This is a genomic window from Oceanobacillus sp. CFH 90083, assembly GCF_009389585.1.
GTDB lineage: Bacteria > Bacillota > Bacilli > Bacillales > Amphibacillaceae > Oceanobacillus.
The window spans coordinates 31,415-51,130 of record NZ_VIYG01000001.1 but is presented as its reverse complement, the minus strand read 5'-3'; the positions used below and the strand labels follow the sequence as shown (position 1 = coordinate 51,130).

Genomic DNA, 19,716 nt, shown 5'->3' with positions numbered 1-19,716 from the left:
TTTAGTATGCGCAAAAAAATGTAGCAACCTTACGATAAATACTTCCAAATGAAGGTTGATAAATTTACTATTTGGATAAAAAGAATTCTCAATTAAGGCATGGTTAATATTTCAATGCTTTTTACTTATTCCCTTACATACTTTATCATCTTTTCCATATTTTGATTTTTACTTACATAGTGATAATCTGAAAATGGACATCCTATTTCACGTATTCTGTCCACAACATTTCCAATTGTAAATGCAGTCGGATTCAGATCTTTATTTACTTCGTGCCAGTAAAGAGGTGCAGAAACCGTGCCTTCCTTTGTTATTCTTGGAGAATAGGGTGCAATTAATGTTTTATCTTTACTGTGCTGCATATAGTCAATGTATAAACGTTCTTTTCTATTTTTCTTTAACCGTTCGGTAGTAAAATCATTGTGGTATGATTTTTCCAAAGTTTTTGCAATAGCTTCTGTAAATATAGAGGTTTCATCATATGTCATACTGCCTTCCTTTATAGGAATATAAATTTGCAAACCTTTCTTTCCAGAAGTTTTTATGAAGGAAACAAGTTCTAAATCGTCTAATATTTGCTTCAATAATTTCGCTGCTTTTACCGCAAGAGAAAAGTATTCCTGACCTGGTGGATCAAGATCAAAAACAATTTCTAAAGGAGTCGTATGACCAATTTTTTGAAAAGGTATATGGTATTCGATAGAGCCATGATTTGCCAGCCATACTAATCCTTCTATATTATTACATACTATATCATCATCTTTCGTGTCATTAGCTGATAAAAAATCCGGTGCATATTCAGGAAGACTTTTTTGAAAAAATGATTCTTTATCTATCCCATCCGGGCAGCGAATAATCGTTAAAGCCCTTTGTTTTAAAAACGGCAGCATCCAAGGAGATATTTCTCTTATATAAATTAGGAGGTCCTTCTTCATATAAACATCAGGCCATAAATATTTATTCGTATTTGAGACTTCGATTGGTAATTGAGCCATATCCAGTTGTAAATTATCCAGTGTACATTCTGTGTAAGGTGTATTGGGAGTAATCCTCTTAAAACTAGGCTCCCTTAACTCGTTTCCATATATATCCAATGAGTTAATCGTACTGGTTATGGCAGGCGGCAGTTGATATATTCCCCTGACAAAATCCCCCTGCTCTTTAAAAAGTTTTTTTACAGTTTCTGCTGAATCTTTTGATAAGCCATGCTGGCACGTTCCAATTTTTATTAGATTATTGTTATCAAGTACATTTATTGAAAAATATTCATTGCTTGGGTTATATTCTGTTAATATTCCCTGAATCACTCTCCAATTTTTTATCTTAAACCAGTCATGGTGATTTTTCTCCTTTTGATAAGTGCTATCTTTTCGCTTTGCAATGATTCCTTCACACTTAAATGCTGTAACAACCTTTTGGATTTCTTCCATAGATGTAAATGCTTCTACACATTTTAAAACTTTATTATCAGTAATTGGCTCCAAAGCTTGATGCAGCATTTCTTTTCGCAGGAGCAAATTATCCTGATGCAGCTTTTTCCCTTTTATTTCAGTGATATCAAATGCCATGAATGTTGCTGGTCTTCTGTTTGAATGCTCCTCTACCCTTTTACTACTTTGCATTCTTCCACGAGTTTGTATTTGAGCAAAATTAGCCTGATAACGATGATTTAAAATAGCAAGCTCACCGTCTATATTTATTGGCAGCTTATTTTTAAAGTAATCATAATTTTCTTCACACCATTTGATGATCTCCGGAAAATTCCTTGAAATATTATGGTCGTTTTTGCTTATTAAAGCAATATTTTTATTATCATACATTCTTAATTCGCAGCGAAAACCATCATATTTAACCTCATACAGCCATTCATCGCCCTTTGGAATGTCCTCCCTCTCTATTGGTTTCATCCAATCCATACATCATCACCTCTAATAATAGGTTGCCTAGTTTTAATTGATTTACTACATTTGTATAAAAATTACGCAAATCAGCAAAATAAATTCAAAAAGGAGTGTCGGATATGCACACAATGTGGAAAGGAACCATCAGCTTCGGCCTGGTCAATATCCCTGTAAAGATGCATGCTGCAACCGAAAATAAAGACATTAAACTGCGGCAGCTGCATAAAAAATGTAAAACACCTATAAAGTACGAAAAGACTTGTCCAAATTGCGATGAAGACGTGAAAAGTGAAGATATCGTTAAAGCATTTGAATATGCCAAAAATAAATTTGTAATATTGGATGAAGAAGAGCTTGAGGCATTAAAGAAAGAACAGGAAGATAAAGCTGTAGAAATAATTGACTTTGTTCAGCTTGAAGAAATTGATCCTGTTTACTTTGAAAAAAGTTATTATTTATCACCTAATGATGGCGGTTCAAAAGCATATGCCTTATTACGGGAGGCTTTAACGGACTCCGGGAAAATAGGAATCGCCAAAATGATGATTCGTTCCAAAGAACAGCTTGCGATTATACGTGTTTATAAAAATGCCATAGTAGTTGAGACAATCCATTACCCTGATGAGGTAAGGGCTGTTAGTGACGTTCCCAATGTGCCTGATCAAGAGAAGATTGGGCAAAAGGAATTGGATACTGCTAAGCTTCTTATTGATCAATTGACTACTAAATTTGAGCCTGAGAAGTATAAGGATGATTATCGAACAGCGCTTATGGAATTAATTGAAGCTAAGAAAAACAACGAAGAAGTTGAAATTGGCAGGGAGACTAAGGAGAAGCCGGATAATGTGGTGAGCCTTATGGATGCCCTTCAAGAATCTCTGAATCGAGCAAAAAGTAATAAGCCAACATCCACGAAGCCGAAAACGACTGCAAAAAAGTCTGCCAAAACCAAGTCTTCTGCAAAAAAGAAAAAAGCTACATCATAAAATAAATGGAACCTCTGGCATCCAAGCGAGAGGTTTTTATATCTTTAATATTCAAATATCGATAAAAACAACCGGGCTGTATGGCAACCAGTTCCATTAGTAAATATCATTATCTTACCTTAAAAGTACCTTCCTCTTATAAAAGAGCAGGAATCTCTATCAAGTCTCTATATGTTGGTTGAGGGGTAACACAATGAGTAATCTGATTAATTCACAGAACAATTTGATAGAGAAACCTCTTCCTTTAATGATAATGATAATCATTATCATTAAAGATGTCAATACCTAATTACAATATTATTTATTTTAATAAATGTATTTATTACAATTTCACGGGAATTATTATTCAATATTGACAAATATATCCTCAATGTTTGGAATTTCTTCAATCACTCCATTTTCTTTTAACCAATCTGCTGTTTCTTCCCATGAAGCTTTTTCCTGTGAACCAAAGCCTTGCTCTGATTTCATTTTTGGCAATAAAATAGATAAGCTCTCTGCTTCTATTTCTTTTTCTAAAGGAAAGTTTACTTCATCCTGATAATCAAGCAGGAATTCTAGCGCTTCCTCCTCATTCTCAATCATGAAATCATACCCTTTACGTGCAGCCCGCCAAAACGCTTCAATATTCTCCTGTTCTTTCTCCCATGTCTCATCACTGGTTACAGCGACAATTTCATAAAAATCAGGCACCCCATAGTCTACTGGATTAATAAAATCAACGGTATAGCCTTCGCTGCGTAAAACTGGCACTTCATGATTTACATACATACCACTTACTGCATCAACCTGTTCGGAAATAAGCGAAGAACCTAATTCAAATTCTACATTTATCATATCCACTTTTTCGTAATCTCCACCGTCATATTCGACCATTGTTTTAACAATTGCTTCATTAACAGGAATTCCAGGGTAGCCTACCCGCTTCCCTTCTAATTCTTTTGGTGAATTTATCGGATCATCGGATCGGTAAACAATGCGATTTAACGGCTCCCGGACAATAGCAGCAACGGACTTAACAGGAATATCTTCATTTGCTCTTGCTGCAATCACATCGGGCTGGTAATATAACCCCATTGTCACATTACCTGAAGCTGCAAGGGTCAGAGGATCTGTTGGATTTGCTGGAAATTGGATATCAACATCGATTCCTTCTTCTTCAAAATAGCCTTTCTCTTCTGCTACATATAGATAACTATGTACAGCATTCGGATACCAGTCAAGCATAATAGAAACAGTGTTTGTTTCGTTTGCATTTTTATTATCCTCTGTTATTGCTTCTTCATTTCCACAAGCGCTTAAAATCATAAAACCCATTAGAATACGAACTATTACCGATAATTTATTCATACTAAGATCTTCTCCATTTCAATATAAATTTTTCTAACAAAACAACGGAAGTAAATAATAAAATTCCAATTAGAGAGAGAACAACAATGGGAGCAAAGACACCCGCTCCATTAAATTGTGTCATCATCCGCCGGCTGAAATAGCCTAAACCTGCCTGGGCCCCGAGCCATTCTCCAATTGCAGATCCAATCACACTCATTGGTACGGCTACTTTTAACCCCGAAAAGAAAGAAGGTAGTGCAGATGGGACTTCTAACTTGAAAAAAAGCTGTCTTTTTGATGCACCAAGTGTTTGAAATAACTCTTTCAGCTCTTTACTTGCTGATCGAAAACCATCGAATGTACTGACGGTGATAGGAAAAAAAGTAATAATAATTGTGACGATAACTTTACTCCAGATGGAATATCCGAACCAAAGTACAAAAATAGGCGCCAGTGCAATAATAGGAATGGTTTGTGATGTTATTAAAACAGGATAAATGGCTTGCTCTAATGTTTTGGATATATTCATACTGGTCGCTAAGATAATTCCAAGTACCAATGAAATCCCAAGGCCAATTGCAATAACAGCAAGTGTAATAGGAAGATGGTGCAGCAAGAGCTCTGCTTTCAGCTCCCATATCTTCATCGCAATTTCAGCTGGTGCCGGTAAAATAAACGATGTATCGACAAATCGTGCTCCTGCTTCCCATATAAATAAAAATATCGTGATTAAAATAATGGAATAAAGATAATTTTTCATTGATTACACCCTCATCCGAAACTGCTCCAGCAGATTATTTTTTAGCTCTGCCACTTCTTTTTTGTCTAAATCGTGTTGTCGTCTTGGCCGTTCTAAAGGCACTTCGATTTCTTTTAATGTTGTAAAGGGGGTTTCGGTAATAACAAAAATGCGGTCAGACAAAAATAATGCTTCTGAAATATCGTGTGTTATAAACAAAATAGTTGATTGCTGCTGCTCCCATTGTTCCAATAACCATTCCTGCATAAATAGCTTCGTCATCGCATCCAGAGCTGAAAAAGGTTCATCCAGCAATAACACATTAGAACCGGATAAAGTGGCTCTTAAGAAGGAAACACGTTGACGCATCCCACCGGATAATTCATGTGGGTACTTATCCTCGTATCCTTTTAACCCAAATGCCTCCAGTAAGTTTTGAACAGTTCCTCTATCGAGATGATTTTCTTTTTGCAGCTCTAACGGAAGAGCTGCATTTTGGAGAACAGTCCGCCATGGCATTAATAAATCCTGTTGGGGCATATATCCAACTTTTCCCGGACGATCGGCTACTTGTTTTTCATTTAAATAGATAGATCCTCCAGTCCGTTCTTCCAGCCCAACAATAAGACGAAAGATTGTCGACTTTCCTGACCCGCTTGCCCCGATAATACTTACGAATCCACCATCCGCCACAGAAAGATTCATATTTTTTAAAATGGGAATTTCCCCTGCAGCATTTCTATAATGAAAATCAACGTTTTTAAATTGAAGTGCTAGTTTTTTATTTTGTTCTCCGTTCATTAGTTTTCACCCTCTTTCTAATAAAAAGTGTAATTTTATTTCTTAGCCGCATTCATTAACTGATGGAATATGTAATCCTCCTCCCAAATAAAAAATACCCCGGACACGAAGCCCAGGGTACATGAATTTCCTCATTATAATAGAAATTACTTTGTATGTTCCCTACGCTGGTCTCAACCAGATCAGGTTCTAAGGGTCTATATCTTACGGATAGTATCTCAACCAGCAACACTGGTCCCCCTACACTCACTCTTATTAAATTGGCAGCTCTTACTACTTGAACCTACTGTAAGAGCATTAAAAAACCCATTCAACAAATATTGATGAATGGGAAATGAATACATAACTAGATTATTACCTACTTAAGTAAGTCATCACTTCCCTACGCCAGTGTTAACTAGATCAGGTTCTAAGAGTCAAGTTTCCTTTCTCAGCGATAAAAATCGCTCCCCTAGTGATAATTAAAATATGAAATTTTTGATTCAATAAATTACCTATTAATGTGAGTTCAAAATGTACAATGAATTTTATAACATTATTTTTATCGGCATCCTTTATAACCGGACTGTATAACTTTTGCTTTTAAAACAAATACTCTATACTATAGTACGCTATAAAAAGGAAGTAAAATACTTAAAGCTTATTTAAGCATACATTATTTGAAAATGCAAATCATTCTGGATAAAAATGCTATCATAATTAGGCTAGAGAATTCCCAAAGGCATCAAAATAAGACCAATAGGATAGAGTACATCCACCAGAACTTTAAAATTGACAACATCAGATAGTTCAGTTAGTGAGCTGTAAATTCCATCAAGAATAATTACCTTGGAGGGCTCTTTCGTGACAAAAGACGATGACAACCGATTTTCAGAAAAAAGGAGAAAGGATGATATTGAACGTTCTCTCCTGCCAGAAGTGGTAACAATACCTCCCTGCGCATACGCTGCCAGTCAATACACCTGCGACACTTCAGCTCTGATGTATAACTGTCCCATTCATCGTCAGAAATCGTTGCTGCAAAGAATTCATCACACTGAATGACAGTTGCTCCCATGTGTGAAGCAACGTCAGCAGCTAATGTAGATTTTCCTGCACCGCTCCCTCCGTCCAGGGATACTACCAAAGGATTGGTTCGTCCTTTCAGACGTGCTTTTATAGCAGAAACTATTTGCTGTGCAGCTGCCTTTGTTATTTGGCTGTTTTTCACGATTATCACTCCTCTTGATCCGATAGAAATATTTATCAGGAAAATCATAAATTATTCTGCCGCTTGTCACTTCTAAAAGAGCTTCACGGAATTCTTTTTCTGCCAGTTTCCGTTGTAAATCAGAAACATATCCTGCTAACATATAACGGCTTCACCTCATAATATTTTAACCATTTCCGTTCAAGCCATAATAGAAGACCTTCAAATCTTTCAAATGGCTCTTTACAATATTGGGAGATAATCTTCATATTAGAATCAACTATTACAAAAGAAGTGCAGGTCTTTTCCTCCTTCAAAAACCACTACCTGTCAAAATACTTATACATTATAACATAATTAAATTTGACTACATCACGTTTTCTACAAAATTACACAGTTGCAAAATAATAAAATAAATAACTTTTCCATCCAACAAAAATGAGCTCTCAAATAAATGAAAATGCTTTAAAAACGAACTAATTATTCACTCGATACGAGAGGATATGTTATATAAAATAATGCGAGAAGATTTATCTGGATAAAGATAGATCTTCTCGCATTTCTTTTTATTATCTATTCAAAATCAGCATGTCTTTCAAACATACTATCTGTAGTTTCTCCGAATCGATTCATTAAGGCAAGTACAATTGCATCATATGTTAACATACTAATTTGTTCATAAGCTGAGCCCATTGGCTGAATAGATATTATATCACTTAAACCAGATACTTTTGGGGAAACTCCAGGTAATTGAACAACAATATCCGCAACTTGAGCAATGGTTGAATCTGAATTCATTGTCAATAAAGATACTTCCACATTATTAGTCTCTTTTGCCTTTTTTGCTAAAGAAACTAAGCTATTCGTTTCTCCTGATCCCGAATTTATAATTACTAAATCTCCTTGCTTCGAGTGCGGACTTGTAATATCCCCCACCACGCTAACCGAAAAACCCAGGTGCAAAAGACGGTTAGCAAATCCTTGAATCATAACACCTGATCGTCCTGCGCCGGCAAGATAAATATGGTTTGCTTTGATAATTGATTCAACAAAATACGTTAGTTGTTCATTATCTACAAACTTCAAATTAGAAGTTAATTCAGAAACTATATCTGTTAAATACTGTTTAGGCTTCATCTTAATCTCCACTCCTATTGATATTCCGTTAACGATTCCTGCAATTTAGTTATTTGGCCACCAATGTTTTCCGAATTAAAAATATAGCCTCCAGATACAAAGAGATCTGCTCCAGCTTTCGCACAATCTTTTATCGTATTATCATCTATTTTTCCATCGACTTCAATTTGATAATGGTATCCGCATTCTTTTCTTAATTGATTTAATTGGACTATTTTTTCAAGCGTTTCTGAAATAAAATGTGTATTATTCGTACCTGGATTAATAATCATAACTAAAACTTGATCCAAAAATCCCAAAACAGGCTTTATTAATTCCACTGAGGTTGCAGGATTAATTGCTATTCCAACTTTAACACCTTTCAGATTTCCCTAAATGAAGCAGCCGATTTCCAAATGAACGAATTGCCAAACCAGAGCGTCCAGCTCCTGTTATAAAAATACGTTTACTATTATAAAGCGTTTCAATGATTTCGGCTATATCATTGAAATCAATCTCTGACATACTCTGGCTGATTTCATTTAGAATTTCCTGCATATATCCTAATGTTTTTGTCATTCTGATACACGCTCACCTTCTGGATACATAATTACTTTTCCAAAAGTCTCCAATTTCTCCGCTAATTTTTCAAAAATTTCAGGTCCATCTTGAAGATCAACACGATGTGTAATCATTTTTTCCGTATTTAAACGTTTATTATTCATAAAATGCACCGTAGTATGCCATTCTTTACCGGGAAAAGGAGCAGAAACACAGCTCCAGGAGCCCCATACAGTTAGTTCACTGCGAAGGATTTTTTCAAAGTAAAAGCGTTCCATCGAAATATCTGCATAAGGGATTCCCAAGAACAGAACGCCCCCACCTTTTTTTGCATACCCAAATACAGTCGCTGCCGTAATGGGACTCCCTGCTGCCTCCACGACAATATCTGCATTCATGCCACCTGTATATTTACTAACCTTATCTAATACGTCTTCATGAAGAGAATTAATGGTGTAGTCTGCACCTAATGATTTCGCTGTTTCCAGCTTTTGATCATCAATGTCAATCGCAATCACTTTTTTTGCACCAAATATTTTTGCCCATTGTACCGCAAATAGTCCAATCGTTCCTCCAGCACCGGTGATCACAACATCATCACCGGCTGTCAGTTTTGTCTGATAGTAGCCGTGCAATACAACTGTTGAGGGCTCTACCATTGCTGCTGCATCAAAATCTAATTCTTTTGGTACTTTCACAACATTTCTTGACGGTAACGTGATATATTCTGCGAATCCACCCGGCTCTATAGCGCCAATTGCCTGTAATGAATCTGCACGAGCCGGCTGACCAGCTTTATAATAATCATCATCCTCGTCAATCAATGCAGGGCAACCTGCAATATGATCGCCAACCTGAACATTAGTAACATTTATACCAACAGCTTCAACTACTCCTGAAAATTCATGCCCCCAAATTTGGCCTGGGCTATGGGGTTCCAGTTTTGTATATCTTGAAGTATCTGAACCACATATACCACATGCTTTAACCTGAATCAGTACATCATCCTCTGATTGAATAACAGGTTCCTCTGCATCTTCAAATCGGATATCTCTATTTCCATAAAGCTTCAATGCTTTCATGTCAGTTCAACTCCTTTTCTTCTTCCAACCGTTTTAATTGAGTAAAGTTTTTTTGGTTGTCAGCAAATAGATAAGATCCAATGACTATCATTGATGCTCCTGTACCAATACATTTTTTCGCTATGGTATCATTTACAGAGCCATCTACTTCAATATCTATATTTCGGGCACCGATTAATTCTTTTACTTCTTTAATTCTATCAATGGTCTCTTCTATAAATTTCTGATTTGGGCGTCCAGGGTTAATAGACATTAAAAGGACATAATCTACTGTGTTTAATAATGGCTTAATAAGCGTTGTATCAGTCCCCGGGTTAAGAACCACACCTGCTTTCCGCCCGCTCTTTTTTATCTCTTCCAGAACAAAGCGGATATGTGGTGTTGATTCCATATGGACAGAAATCATTTCTACTCCTATTTCAATTAATTCAGTTATCTTCTGCTCTGGTTCTTCTACCATAAGATGTACATCTAATTCCATATTTACTGCTTGCTTCACATGTTTAATCTGTTCGGTACCAAATGCGATATGCGGAACGAACTGACCATCCATCATGTCCACATGCAGTTTCTTAAATCCTTCTGCTTCTAAATCTTTACATGTTTGCTGCAAATTCATAATATTTGCAGCAAATAAAGAAGGTAAAATCTCAGGCATTTTTCAAAATCCTTTCATTAATTAAATTTTAAATCGTGCTAAACCAATAAATAAACAAATTCCAAAGTGTAGAAAAAGTTACATCTGTACCCAATCCTTCTAAACCGACACCAGCACTATTCAACATTTCTGTTGCTCCTGGAGCTACAAATCCAGCTAAGTAAAATGTAATAATACAAAATACTACAGTGGATGTAATGGAGCGGAACAGGTTTCCTTTACTAGCCATGGCACACATAACAGATATATATGTGACAGACATTAACAAACCGATAGGGAAAAATTGTACGCCAGGTAAAATAATCGCAAATAACATAACTAACGGAATAGAAATAACCGTTGTTGTAATTGTTGTTGGATCACCTAAACCTAAAGCAATATCCATCCCAACGTTTAACTTTGAGTCCTTTCCCATCTTCTTTACCATAAAATTTTTGGCAGCTTTTCCAATTGGAGATAGGCCATCCATCATGACGCCGACCATCTTCGGCATCAATACCATAACTCCGGCAATTCCAATTGCCATCGTAATCACTTCCGGCATGGAGCGCTTGGTAATTAAGCCCAGTATCAAACCTACAATAAATCCAATAATTGCAGGATCACCAATTACGCCTAATTTACGGTTCAGTTTATCTAAAGAAAGATTCCATTTATTCACTCCTGGAATTAAGTCAATCACTTTATTCACAGCCCAAGCAATCGGATAACCCCAAGCTGAATAAATAATCGTTGTATTGGTTGTACCTTCTAAACCAAAATACTTCTGCCATTTTGGAGCAATCCAGTCACCAACAAACAGGGCGATTATAGACATTAACAGGGTTACAACAAGGCCCATCCAAAAGCTTCCAAACAGAAAGTAAACTAAAGCCCCTGGAATTAAGAAGTGCATATAATTCCAGATATCTACGTTTAATGTTTTTGTCCATTTCAAACGAACAAGTAATAGGTTGGCTAATAACCCCAACGGAATGGAAAGAGCTGCAAAAGGAGCGACCCATGAGGCAGCACCAACTGCCGGCCAACCAATATCTGCAATCGTAAATCCAGATCCTAGATCAGCATAATAACTTACTGCAGGCTCTAAAGAAGTGTTTAATAAATCAACTACCAATGTCAGTCCTAAGAAACCGATACCTACTAATAGCCCTGATTTGATGGCGTTCCCAATTTTCATCCGGAATACAATTCCAAGAATCGTTATAATAATTGGTAATATAGCAGTAGCACCCATTTCGGTAATCGTTCTGACAATATTATATAAAGTCTCCATATTGATTACCTTCCTTTACCTATAATGATTTTAATAGTTCAGCTAATTTCTCTTTTAATTCATCCTCATTCATACCAGTTACAAATCCCATAATATTTAAATGAGGTTTTTCATCTGTTTCATAATTATTAGTTGTTAACACAATATCTACTTGATCAATAATATTAGGCAATTCCGTCATACTCGTTTTGATAATTTTATAATCAGAAATGTTTTCTTCCTCCAGTACTTCTTTCACTGCATCAGCAGCTATCGTTGATGTTGCAATCCCGCTTCCACAAGCTACAGCAATATTAATTTTTGACATATTAAATTCCTCCTAATGGTTTTATATTAATGTTTGTAATTCTTTTCCCATTTTTATTTGTTCCATGGTTTCTTTATTTTGAATAATTCCCATAAGCTGACGCAAAGCAGTTAAGTGAAGATCACTGCTTCCAAAGCCTAAAATAAATAATGTATCGACAGTTAATGTCTCTTCCGGATTGTCCATCCGATTCATTACAATTGGATTTTTCAATGTAACGACAGAGATAAAATCTTTTTTCACAAATTCTGCACCACCGTGTGGAATTGCTGCTGCATATCCTTCTAACTGCAAGCCTGTCGGATAATCCTTCTCCCGAATCAGTAATGCTTTTTCAAATTCCTTACTGGCAAAGTCCAACTCGACCAGCTTATTACTGATGATGGCAAGTACATCTTTGAAACTTTTACATTCTATATTTTTAAATACAAGATTGCTTTCTAAATATTCTTTTAACACATCTTCACCCTTCCAACTTCTTCAAATTATTCTAAAGAGTAGTGTTTCAACAATTTTGCTATTTCCTTTTGATCTCGTGCTGCAATCAATCGATTTAAACGCTCTTCGTCTTTTGCAATTGAAGTTAATTGATTTAAAGCACGTAAATGTTGTTTATTATCCCAGGATGCCAAGACAACAAATAAATGAATAGAAAATCCGAATAGATCAACTGGTTCTTCTAGGCGTAACAGGCTCATCCCTGTTTCATTTACTCCGTCTGCAGAATTAGCATGAGGTAACGCTAAACGCTTGGAGAGAACAACATAAGGACCATAATGGTTCATATTTTCAATCATTTTATTTACATAGTTTTCATTAATAAATTGATTCTTTATTAACGGATTGGCTGCAACCTCAACCGCTTCTTTCCAGTCTCTCACAGTATGCTGCAACTGAATTCTGCCTAAAGGTATTAAGTCACTTAAAGAAGGTTTTCTTTCACTTTCAATTGCTAAAGGGACTTGTAAATATTTTTTAAATTCTTCTCTTAATCCCTCTTCATCATGTATATCTGCATAATGCTTCACAATGTCTACAACAGCATCCATTGAATACGAATTTCCTGATTTATTTTCTTTAGTTAATCGGTTTATTTTTTTTAACAGCAGTTCCTTATCTTTGTTATCCAAAATAGGGTTCACAACTAAGACAGGAATTTCATCTTCCGCAAGTGGAACAGTTGAAACGATAAAATCCACTGATTTAGCATATTGCTGATAGTCTCTTAAAGACTTTGTCGCAACAATGTCCACTTCAGTTAATAAACCTTCTAACTGAGATTCCAAAATTTTTGAAGTCCCTATCCCGCTTGTGCAAACAATTAAAATTCGTAACCGATTTTGATTGAGAACAATCCCTTCTCGTCTAAGCCATCCTCCAAAATGCATTGCAATAAAAGCGATTTCATTCTCTCCAATCGAGTTTTGAACAAATTTTTCAAAATGGTGAATCACCATTTTTGTCAAATGGTAAACTTCAGGATAATTTTTCATAACAGATGTATGAAGCTTGGTATCAATTTTTATATCATACTTGGAACGATAATAAGCCGGTTTTAAATGAACGATTAAGTTTTGGATCATTTTATCCTTTTCTGTAAATTCAATCGCAGCATGTAACTGAAAATCAGCTATCATTGCTTCAATAACTGCCTCTAACTGCTTTAATTTACTTCTATCATCATAAGAAGGAATTTCATAATTGACTTTTGCACTTAATAAATATCTGGCAAGAAAATAGATTTCTGCTTTTGGAATAAAAAATTGATATTGTTCCATCAACTCCTGACATAGCTTTGTAACTCCTTTAAAGGCTTCTGTCGAACTGATTACACTTTCTTCAACTGGATCGATATCTACATATTTTTTATTTTCCATCCTTTTCATGAATAAATAAATCCATATTACTAAATCTGCAAAAATGTCATCCGTAAATTCTAAATGCTGACTAGCTTCATAAGTATGCAGACCCTTTTTTATTTGAAGCAATCGATTTAAATCAAATAATTGGTATGCCTCTAAGTTATCCTTCCCTCCTTCCCCTTCTTGATTGGACTCATTAATGATGCTATGCCATCCATTTAACGGAATAATAAAAGGGAGATAATAAAATAATGCATTTCTGATTCGAGCTTCCTCTCCAAGAGGAAGATATCCTTCGTAGCGTTCAGATATAATTTCAATGTGAAACGTTTTCAATTCTTTTTTCAACTTTTTAACATCTTCAAGAATTGTATTTCGGCTCACTTCAAAGAGTTTTTGATAGTCCTCCAAGTACATGGGGTTATCATATGTTGTCATATAGAGATAAATCCATGCTTTTCTCTCATTTGGAGAATATTCATAATAAGGATAATCGGAAACACCTATTTCTAATTTCAATTGCTCTTTAAGAGAGGAATCTAAAAATAAACCCTTCTCACGTATCTGCCCAATTTCTTTAAAACCGTTTTCTTTTAACCAATCATTCGTTCTGGCTAAATCATTATAAATTGTGCTCCGAGATACATTGAAGCTATTAGCGAGTTCATTTATAGCCAAGTATCCATCTGAATGAATTAATTGATTCAGCAAAGCTAAAATTCTTTGATTCAACACATAACACCACCTAAAAAACATAATAAAATGATTTGTATTATGTTCTATTTGCATTATAGATAACTCTAGTAGTCAAAATAAGACCAAATTCTTAACAAAGCTAATTACAAAGTTGTACCTGCATGAAAATATTATTAAATATCTCCTTTTTAGTTTCAGATGTTACTAATGACTTCGATACTCTTAAAACAATCACATTAAAAGATATTACAAAAGGAAATTCTTTATATTTCATTATAGTTAACATTCCTTCAAATACGTTTTATAGCAACTACTTATATTATCAAATACTAAAGTAATTCATGAAAAAAGTTCTCTTGTGTAGCTTGTTTTGTTTCATATCACCCATTTTCTAAAATTATTTTTGCGAGTTTTTGAAGGTGAATAACTTGTTTCATATGATTATAGCGATACCGATAAAAAACAACAGTGCGGCTAACTGTCAATCTACAGACAATAGAAAAGACATATGGAATGGGATAAAGAAATGTAGCCATAACCCAAATAATCGAAAGAATACAAATTGAAAAACGAGGGGAACACCTTTTCTCGAATGCGTTTCTCTCGTTTTTTGAAAGCTTTCATATCTATTTGTCCTTATCTGGTGGAATTTTTGCTGGCTTATCTCCTACTTGTGTTGCTTTTCCCTTTAATACTAAGTCATCTATTATCGTTCCAACTGTTGCGTAAAAATATCTTATTGACTATGTAAATAAGTATCAAATGCACTTACTTACACAGTCAGCAAAAGCATTTTTCCATTATAATATATAAGGTGCTACTGCAATTCCTTCTAATTTTTCATCATGTTTGCCATTTCTTTATACGACAAGGGGGTTTGTAACGACTGTGCAACAGATTCACCTTGCATAATATCTGTGCCCACTTCATTCAATTTGGCATATACTACTCGAAAGAGACCAGAGCCACAGCTTAATCGATTAATACCAATTTGAGAAAGTGTTGCTATAGATGGCGTGCCAGGTCCAGCTAAGAGATTGATTGGACTGGCTATTCCTTTTCTAAGCCTTTGAATCGTTTTTTCATCCTCTACACCAGGAATGAAAATACAATCTGCGCCTGCCTCACGATATGCCTTTGCTCGTTCCATTGTTGCTTGCAATCTTTCCTTTTCATGACCAATAAGCCTCCAAAAAAGATCAATACGGGCATTAACGAATATTGGAATCTTCAACGAGCGAGCCAATTCTTTTATGGCTACAATTTTTTCTACTTGTAAATTCAAAGGATAAATAGCTTTTTTATCGTCAACGACTCCATCTTCGAGATTTATACCGACACATCCAACGGAAATTGCCTGATGGACGGTTTTCAGCACCTCAGGTATTGTCTTTCCATATCCAGCCTCTAAATCAACACTTATGGGTATTGGAACAGAATTGGCAATACCTGCAACGGATTCCAACATTTCTTTTCGGGAAATTTTTTGCCCGTCTTTATAGCCCAGAGAAGCAGCAATACCAGCACTAGTTGTACCGATTGCCTTAAAACCACAGGAAGCAAGTATTTTGGAACTGGCTACATCCCAAGCATTAGGCAGTACAAAGGTGCTGCTGGACATATGCATTTGGCGGAATGCTTTCTCCTTTTCGATATATGCCTGTAAATCTTTCATAAAATCCACTCTCCTAAATTTTTTATTCTTTTTGATTGTAAATCAATTAAGTTTCCATTATCATCGAAATATGGAATGCATATAGGAGTGAGATAAATGCTTATCAACCCAAATCCAAATATTGCTGAAGTTGCTGCGCTTTTAAGTGAACCGTCAAGGGCGATTATTTTAACCACTCTGCTGGATGGACGATTTCATACAGCAGGAGAGCTGGCCCGTATGGCCGCCATTCAACCACAAACTGCCAGCCATCACTTGACGAAGCTGGAGCAAAATAATCTAATTACAATGGAAAAGCATGGACGTTATCGATATTATCAATTAGTTAATGAGGATATTGCACAGATCATTGAAGGTTTTTTAACCATTTCCCGGCCTGCCGAGATACGTTCTTTTTCACAATCTAAACAAGCAAAAGCGTTACAAAGAGCTCGAACTTGCTATGATCACCTGGCTGGAAATTTAGGAGTTATGGTGACCGAAGCGATGGTTCAAGCTGATTACTTGGATAAAACAGATAAAGATTTTATTGTAACCGAGCATGGCGAACGATTTTTTTATGACTTTGGTCTTGATTTGTCATCAATAAAAAAGAAACGAAGAGCTTTTTCCAGAATGTGTTTAGACTGGAGTGAACGAAAACACCATTTAGCAGGAGCTTTAGGTTGTGCTTTTACAACACAACTTTTTGAATTAGGATGGATTGAACGCGTACCCTCTATTCGAGCAGTAGAAGTAACACAAAAGGGCGCAGCTGGATTTAAAAAATACTTGTCACTTGATGTGTAAACGAATATAAAAGTAAAACAAATTTGCGTTTCATTTAGTTCATTTTCCACCATTCCATCTGTTATTTCTAATTAAACACCAAAAGATTTTATGTATTTCATTTCCTATCGCACGGAAATAGCATTAGCATTACGATCAACACTTTCAATTAAATAAAGAGAATACGTCATAAGCATATCAAACCTGCTATTAGTGTGATGCTTTTCTAAGTTCACTCCCTTCTTCATTTAGTTGGTGATATATTTGGAGTCCTTGATTCAAAATAGCACTATATGTCTCCACTTAATTTCTTTCCTTTGAGGTGCATAGAACAATCTATTTTTTAAATCGTAATGATTACTATTATAATACAAATTAAGTTTCTGCTGGATGATACGATTGTTTCAATTTAGACTGGGAAAATAAAAAATATTTTCTCTAACAAAACTAGCTTAAAATTTCGATGACCTTGTCACTCACCCTATCAAAGAAAGGAGAAAATTCATACATGACAACCAATTCATGGGATAAACGTTTTAATAAACAGGAGTATATATACGGAAAAGAACCAAATGTCTTTATTCAATCTATGCTGCACAAACACCCTAGTTGTGATGTACTAACCATCGCAGAAGGAGAAGGTCGCAACGCAGTATATGCTGCAGAATTAGGGCACAGTGTTACTGCTTGGGATTATTCATCTGTCGGTTTAGATAAATTGCATCAATTTGCCGGTTCAAGAAACGTTAAGGTTAAAACGGAATTAGTTGATTTAACTCAAAAAATTGCTTTCAAAGAAGATCAATGGGATATGGTTATAAGTGTTTTTGGTCATATTGGAGATGCTCCTGTTCGTCAATATTTAATGGATGGAATCAAAAAAATACTGCGCCCTGGTGGAGTCTATATTATGGAAGTTTACTCCGGTCGTCAGCTTCCTTATCGAAGTGGTGGCGGAAAAGATATTCGCCTTTTGTACACCCCATTTGAAGTACTTCATATTTTTGCAGATGGGGAAATCAAGCATTTTTATTATGGGGAAGTCGAGCGTCATGAGGGAAAGTTACATAATGGCTTAGGTCATGTCATTCAACTCGTAGCTTATAAACCTCATTAATTGGCATTCTGTTTATAAGGCTTGTCTTTATAATGAATGTTAATCTTCATATTAAGAAGACAAAAAGACACAAATGTAACTGCTAAATTAAATCAGATCAAATAGACAAGTATGTAAAATATCTATGTTCAAGTGCCATCACTACTTCCTTGAATCAAGGTAGTAGTGATGGTTTTATTTTATAGAGTAAAAACTTACATTAACAATGCTATTTTTCCTGTTCATCCTGATTTATTTGTCTGTGCTCTATTCAAGATTAGCATGTTTTCCATACATCTTATTTGAATCTAAGCCTTTTTTCTCCATACAACGCAGGATTAAAGCATCGTAAAATAACAACGTCGATTGTTCAAAAAGGGAGCCCATGGGCTGAATCGTATTATAGTTACCTTCAGACTGATCCTTCGTTACTCCTGGTAATTCAATCGTAATATCAGCCAGCTTGCCAATGGTTGATTGAGGAGAAATGGTTACAGCTGCAACTACTCCTCCTAAGCTTTTCGCTTTTTCAGCAATGGCACCTAACGTTTTTGTTTCCCCTGATCCTGATCCGATAACTAATAGATCACCCTTCTCCAAGTTAGCTGTTACGGTTTCACCAACGGCATACGCATCAATACCCATATGCATCATTCGCATGACAAAGGATTTTGCCATGAATCCGGATCTTCCAGCACCAGCTACAAAGACTTTCTTGGATTCTAAAATCTGATCTACTAATTTCTCTGTTTCTGAATCAGAAATAAGCGCAGCTGTTTGACTTAGTTCTTGAACGATTTTGGCTAAATATTGGGTTGTCTTCATCATGACATTACCCTTGTTTAATTAATTCTTTCATTTCGCTGGCAGTGGCTTTTTTATCTTCTTTACTTGTAATTCCTCCACCAACGATAACTAAATCCGGCTGATGTTTAATGACTTCAGCAAGTGATTCTAATTTGATCCCGCCTGCAATAGCAGTTTTCGCATTCTTTACAACGCCCTTAATTGTGTGTAAATCCTCAAATGAATTTTGCCCTACAGCTTGCAGATCATATCCTGTATGAACGCAGATATAATCAGCACCAAGTTCATCCAGCTCTTTTGCGCGGGCTGCGATATCTTTTACAGCAATCATATCCACAAGGATTTGTTTGCCTTGCTTTTTCGCCTCTTCTACAGCCCCTTTAATGGACTCATCTTCTGCTGCACCAAGAATTGTGATGATGTCAGCACCTGCAGCAGCTGCTTGGCTTACCTCGTAGCCAGCCGCATCCATAATTTTCAAGTCTGCTAATACAGTTAAGTCAGGAAATGCTGCCTTTACTTCTTTAACTGCTTTTAGGCCTTCATTAATGACGACAGGGGTTCCAATCTCTACCACATCGACATACTCTTCTACCTCTTTTACTAATTCAATTGCTCCCGGAATATCGACAAGATCTAACGCTAATTGTAATTTCATTATCTTCGCTCCCTTTCAAGTTTTTTGATTTTATTGTGCTAAACGATTTTTATAAGTCAAGCTTGCATGTTTCCGCTTGAAACCCTATTTACTCATCAGCATGTCATCAAGTATACTGAGTATATCCCAAAATGAGAAGTACGCACTTTTACCCCATATAGTGCTAAAAAGTATACTATTGGATGAAATAAAGCGGAGGTGAAGGA

Annotated in this window: 20 protein-coding genes and 2 riboswitches; of the genes, 3 read left to right on the top strand and 17 right to left on the bottom strand. The window is 35.7% G+C overall.

What is annotated here, in order from left to right; all coding sequences use genetic code 11:
• Positions 1-125: 125 nt before the first annotated feature.
• Positions 126-1,916, bottom strand: coding sequence for a DNA ligase D (locus FLK20_RS00265; protein WP_152654558.1), 1,791 nt, complete (start codon positions 1,914-1,916; stop codon positions 126-128).
• A 104-nt stretch (positions 1,917-2,020) separates the two neighbouring features.
• Between FLK20_RS00265 and ku the strand changes: the two genes are divergently transcribed.
• Positions 2,021-2,887, top strand: a complete 867-nt coding sequence (gene ku, locus FLK20_RS00260) for a non-homologous end joining protein Ku (RefSeq protein ID WP_152654557.1) — start codon at positions 2,021-2,023, stop codon at positions 2,885-2,887.
• A 342-nt stretch (positions 2,888-3,229) separates the two neighbouring features.
• Here the strand turns inward: ku and FLK20_RS00255 are convergent, their stop codons facing one another.
• The 14 genes from FLK20_RS00255 to FLK20_RS00190 all read right to left on the bottom strand — a co-directional run bounded on the left by FLK20_RS00255 (position 3,230) and on the right by FLK20_RS00190 (position 16,181).
• Positions 3,230-4,237: an ABC transporter substrate-binding protein gene (locus tag FLK20_RS00255; protein ID WP_152654556.1), complete on the bottom strand. Its 1,008-nt coding sequence runs from the start codon at positions 4,235-4,237 to the stop codon at positions 3,230-3,232.
• A gap of 1 nt (position 4,238) precedes the next feature.
• Positions 4,239-4,979 carry an ABC transporter permease gene (locus FLK20_RS00250; protein WP_152654555.1) on the bottom strand — a complete coding sequence of 247 codons (741 nt, stop codon included), beginning with the start codon at positions 4,977-4,979 and terminating at the stop codon, positions 4,239-4,241.
• 3 nt (positions 4,980-4,982) lie between these two features.
• Positions 4,983-5,759, bottom strand: coding sequence for an ABC transporter ATP-binding protein (locus FLK20_RS00245; protein WP_152654554.1), 777 nt, complete (start codon positions 5,757-5,759; stop codon positions 4,983-4,985).
• A gap of 142 nt (positions 5,760-5,901) precedes the next feature.
• Positions 5,902-6,011, bottom strand: a riboswitch (TPP riboswitch).
• A 110-nt stretch (positions 6,012-6,121) separates the two neighbouring features.
• Positions 6,122-6,222, bottom strand: a riboswitch (TPP riboswitch).
• A 360-nt stretch (positions 6,223-6,582) separates the two neighbouring features.
• Positions 6,583-6,969 (bottom strand): nucleoside/nucleotide kinase family protein, encoded by a 387-nt coding sequence (locus FLK20_RS00240; RefSeq protein WP_152654553.1) that lies wholly within the window; start codon positions 6,967-6,969, stop codon positions 6,583-6,585.
• A gap of 552 nt (positions 6,970-7,521) precedes the next feature.
• On the bottom strand, positions 7,522-8,085 hold the full coding sequence (hxlB, locus tag FLK20_RS00235) for a 6-phospho-3-hexuloisomerase (RefSeq protein WP_152654552.1): 564 nt from the start codon (positions 8,083-8,085) through the stop codon (positions 7,522-7,524).
• A 14-nt stretch (positions 8,086-8,099) separates the two neighbouring features.
• Complete coding sequence (locus FLK20_RS00230) at positions 8,100-8,405, bottom strand: beta/alpha barrel domain-containing protein (RefSeq protein WP_255473796.1); 306 nt, start codon at positions 8,403-8,405, stop codon at positions 8,100-8,102.
• 31 nt (positions 8,406-8,436) lie between these two features.
• Entirely contained in the window at positions 8,437-8,643 is a 207-nt protein-coding gene (locus tag FLK20_RS00225) for a phosphoheptose isomerase family protein (protein ID WP_152654550.1), read from the bottom strand.
• Positions 8,640-9,707, bottom strand: a complete 1,068-nt coding sequence (locus tag FLK20_RS00220; RefSeq protein WP_152654549.1) for a galactitol-1-phosphate 5-dehydrogenase — start codon at positions 9,705-9,707, stop codon at positions 8,640-8,642. The genes FLK20_RS00225 and FLK20_RS00220 overlap by 4 nt, the downstream gene beginning before the upstream one ends.
• A gap of 1 nt (position 9,708) precedes the next feature.
• Positions 9,709-10,365, bottom strand: coding sequence for a ribulose-phosphate 3-epimerase (locus FLK20_RS00215; protein WP_152654548.1), 657 nt, complete (start codon positions 10,363-10,365; stop codon positions 9,709-9,711).
• Between the two features lie 28 nt (positions 10,366-10,393).
• A complete protein-coding gene (locus tag FLK20_RS00210) occupies positions 10,394-11,641 on the bottom strand; it encodes a PTS transporter subunit IIC (RefSeq protein ID WP_152654547.1) in 1,248 nt (415 codons plus the stop codon).
• A 19-nt stretch (positions 11,642-11,660) separates the two neighbouring features.
• Positions 11,661-11,948 carry a PTS sugar transporter subunit IIB gene (locus FLK20_RS00205; protein WP_152654546.1) on the bottom strand — a complete coding sequence of 96 codons (288 nt, stop codon included), beginning with the start codon at positions 11,946-11,948 and terminating at the stop codon, positions 11,661-11,663.
• A 21-nt stretch (positions 11,949-11,969) separates the two neighbouring features.
• Entirely contained in the window at positions 11,970-12,407 is a 438-nt protein-coding gene (locus tag FLK20_RS00200; RefSeq protein WP_152654545.1) for a PTS sugar transporter subunit IIA, read from the bottom strand.
• Between the two features lie 26 nt (positions 12,408-12,433).
• Positions 12,434-14,542 (bottom strand): BglG family transcription antiterminator, encoded by a 2,109-nt coding sequence (locus FLK20_RS00195; protein ID WP_194165484.1) that lies wholly within the window; start codon positions 14,540-14,542, stop codon positions 12,434-12,436.
• Between the two features lie 796 nt (positions 14,543-15,338).
• A complete protein-coding gene (locus tag FLK20_RS00190) occupies positions 15,339-16,181 on the bottom strand; it encodes an isocitrate lyase/PEP mutase family protein (RefSeq protein WP_152654543.1) in 843 nt (280 codons plus the stop codon).
• 102 nt (positions 16,182-16,283) lie between these two features.
• Here FLK20_RS00190 and FLK20_RS00185 point away from each other — a divergent pair, with 102 nt between their 5' ends.
• Positions 16,284-16,970 carry an ArsR/SmtB family transcription factor gene (locus FLK20_RS00185; RefSeq protein ID WP_152654982.1) on the top strand — a complete coding sequence of 229 codons (687 nt, stop codon included), beginning with the start codon at positions 16,284-16,286 and terminating at the stop codon, positions 16,968-16,970.
• A gap of 487 nt (positions 16,971-17,457) precedes the next feature.
• The gene (locus FLK20_RS00180) at positions 17,458-18,066 is read left to right on the top strand and encodes a class I SAM-dependent methyltransferase (protein ID WP_152654542.1); all 609 of its coding nucleotides are present in this window, start codon (positions 17,458-17,460) and stop codon (positions 18,064-18,066) included.
• 246 nt (positions 18,067-18,312) lie between these two features.
• On the opposite strand, the gene hxlB (FLK20_RS00175) is transcribed toward FLK20_RS00180, so the two are convergent.
• Both hxlB (FLK20_RS00175) and hxlA read right to left on the bottom strand, forming a co-directional pair.
• Positions 18,313-18,870 (bottom strand): 6-phospho-3-hexuloisomerase, encoded by a 558-nt coding sequence (gene hxlB, locus FLK20_RS00175; RefSeq protein ID WP_152654981.1) that lies wholly within the window; start codon positions 18,868-18,870, stop codon positions 18,313-18,315.
• A 7-nt stretch (positions 18,871-18,877) separates the two neighbouring features.
• On the bottom strand, positions 18,878-19,510 hold the full coding sequence (hxlA, locus tag FLK20_RS00170; RefSeq protein WP_152654541.1) for a 3-hexulose-6-phosphate synthase: 633 nt from the start codon (positions 19,508-19,510) through the stop codon (positions 18,878-18,880).
• Positions 19,511-19,716: the final 206 nt, after the last annotated feature.

What these genes read in the sequence shown, in the direction of transcription:
- FLK20_RS00220 (WP_152654549.1), bottom strand. Translation starts at nt 9,707, where the DNA reads ATGAAAGCATTGAAGCTTTATGGAAATAGAGATATCCGATTTGAAGAT.
- FLK20_RS00250 (WP_152654555.1), bottom strand. Translation starts at nt 4,979, where the DNA reads ATGAAAAATTATCTTTATTCCATTATTTTAATCACGATATTTTTATTT.
- hxlB (WP_152654981.1), bottom strand. Translation starts at nt 18,870, where the DNA reads ATGAAGACAACCCAATATTTAGCCAAAATCGTTCAAGAACTAAGTCAA.
- hxlA (WP_152654541.1), bottom strand. Translation starts at nt 19,510, where the DNA reads ATGAAATTACAATTAGCGTTAGATCTTGTCGATATTCCGGGAGCAATT.
- FLK20_RS00215 (WP_152654548.1), bottom strand. Translation starts at nt 10,365, where the DNA reads ATGCCTGAGATTTTACCTTCTTTATTTGCTGCAAATATTATGAATTTG.
- FLK20_RS00265 (WP_152654558.1), bottom strand. Translation starts at nt 1,916, where the DNA reads ATGGATTGGATGAAACCAATAGAGAGGGAGGACATTCCAAAGGGCGAT.
- FLK20_RS00225 (WP_152654550.1), bottom strand. Translation starts at nt 8,643, where the DNA reads ATGACAAAAACATTAGGATATATGCAGGAAATTCTAAATGAAATCAGC.
- FLK20_RS00205 (WP_152654546.1), bottom strand. Translation starts at nt 11,948, where the DNA reads ATGTCAAAAATTAATATTGCTGTAGCTTGTGGAAGCGGGATTGCAACA.
- FLK20_RS00180 (WP_152654542.1), top strand. Translation starts at nt 17,458, where the DNA reads ATGACAACCAATTCATGGGATAAACGTTTTAATAAACAGGAGTATATA.
- FLK20_RS00210 (WP_152654547.1), bottom strand. Translation starts at nt 11,641, where the DNA reads ATGGAGACTTTATATAATATTGTCAGAACGATTACCGAAATGGGTGCT.
- hxlB (WP_152654552.1), bottom strand. Translation starts at nt 8,085, where the DNA reads ATGAAGCCTAAACAGTATTTAACAGATATAGTTTCTGAATTAACTTCT.
- ku (WP_152654557.1), top strand. Translation starts at nt 2,021, where the DNA reads ATGCACACAATGTGGAAAGGAACCATCAGCTTCGGCCTGGTCAATATC.
- FLK20_RS00255 (WP_152654556.1), bottom strand. Translation starts at nt 4,237, where the DNA reads ATGAATAAATTATCGGTAATAGTTCGTATTCTAATGGGTTTTATGATT.
- FLK20_RS00190 (WP_152654543.1), bottom strand. Translation starts at nt 16,181, where the DNA reads ATGAAAGATTTACAGGCATATATCGAAAAGGAGAAAGCATTCCGCCAA.
- FLK20_RS00245 (WP_152654554.1), bottom strand. Translation starts at nt 5,759, where the DNA reads ATGAACGGAGAACAAAATAAAAAACTAGCACTTCAATTTAAAAACGTT.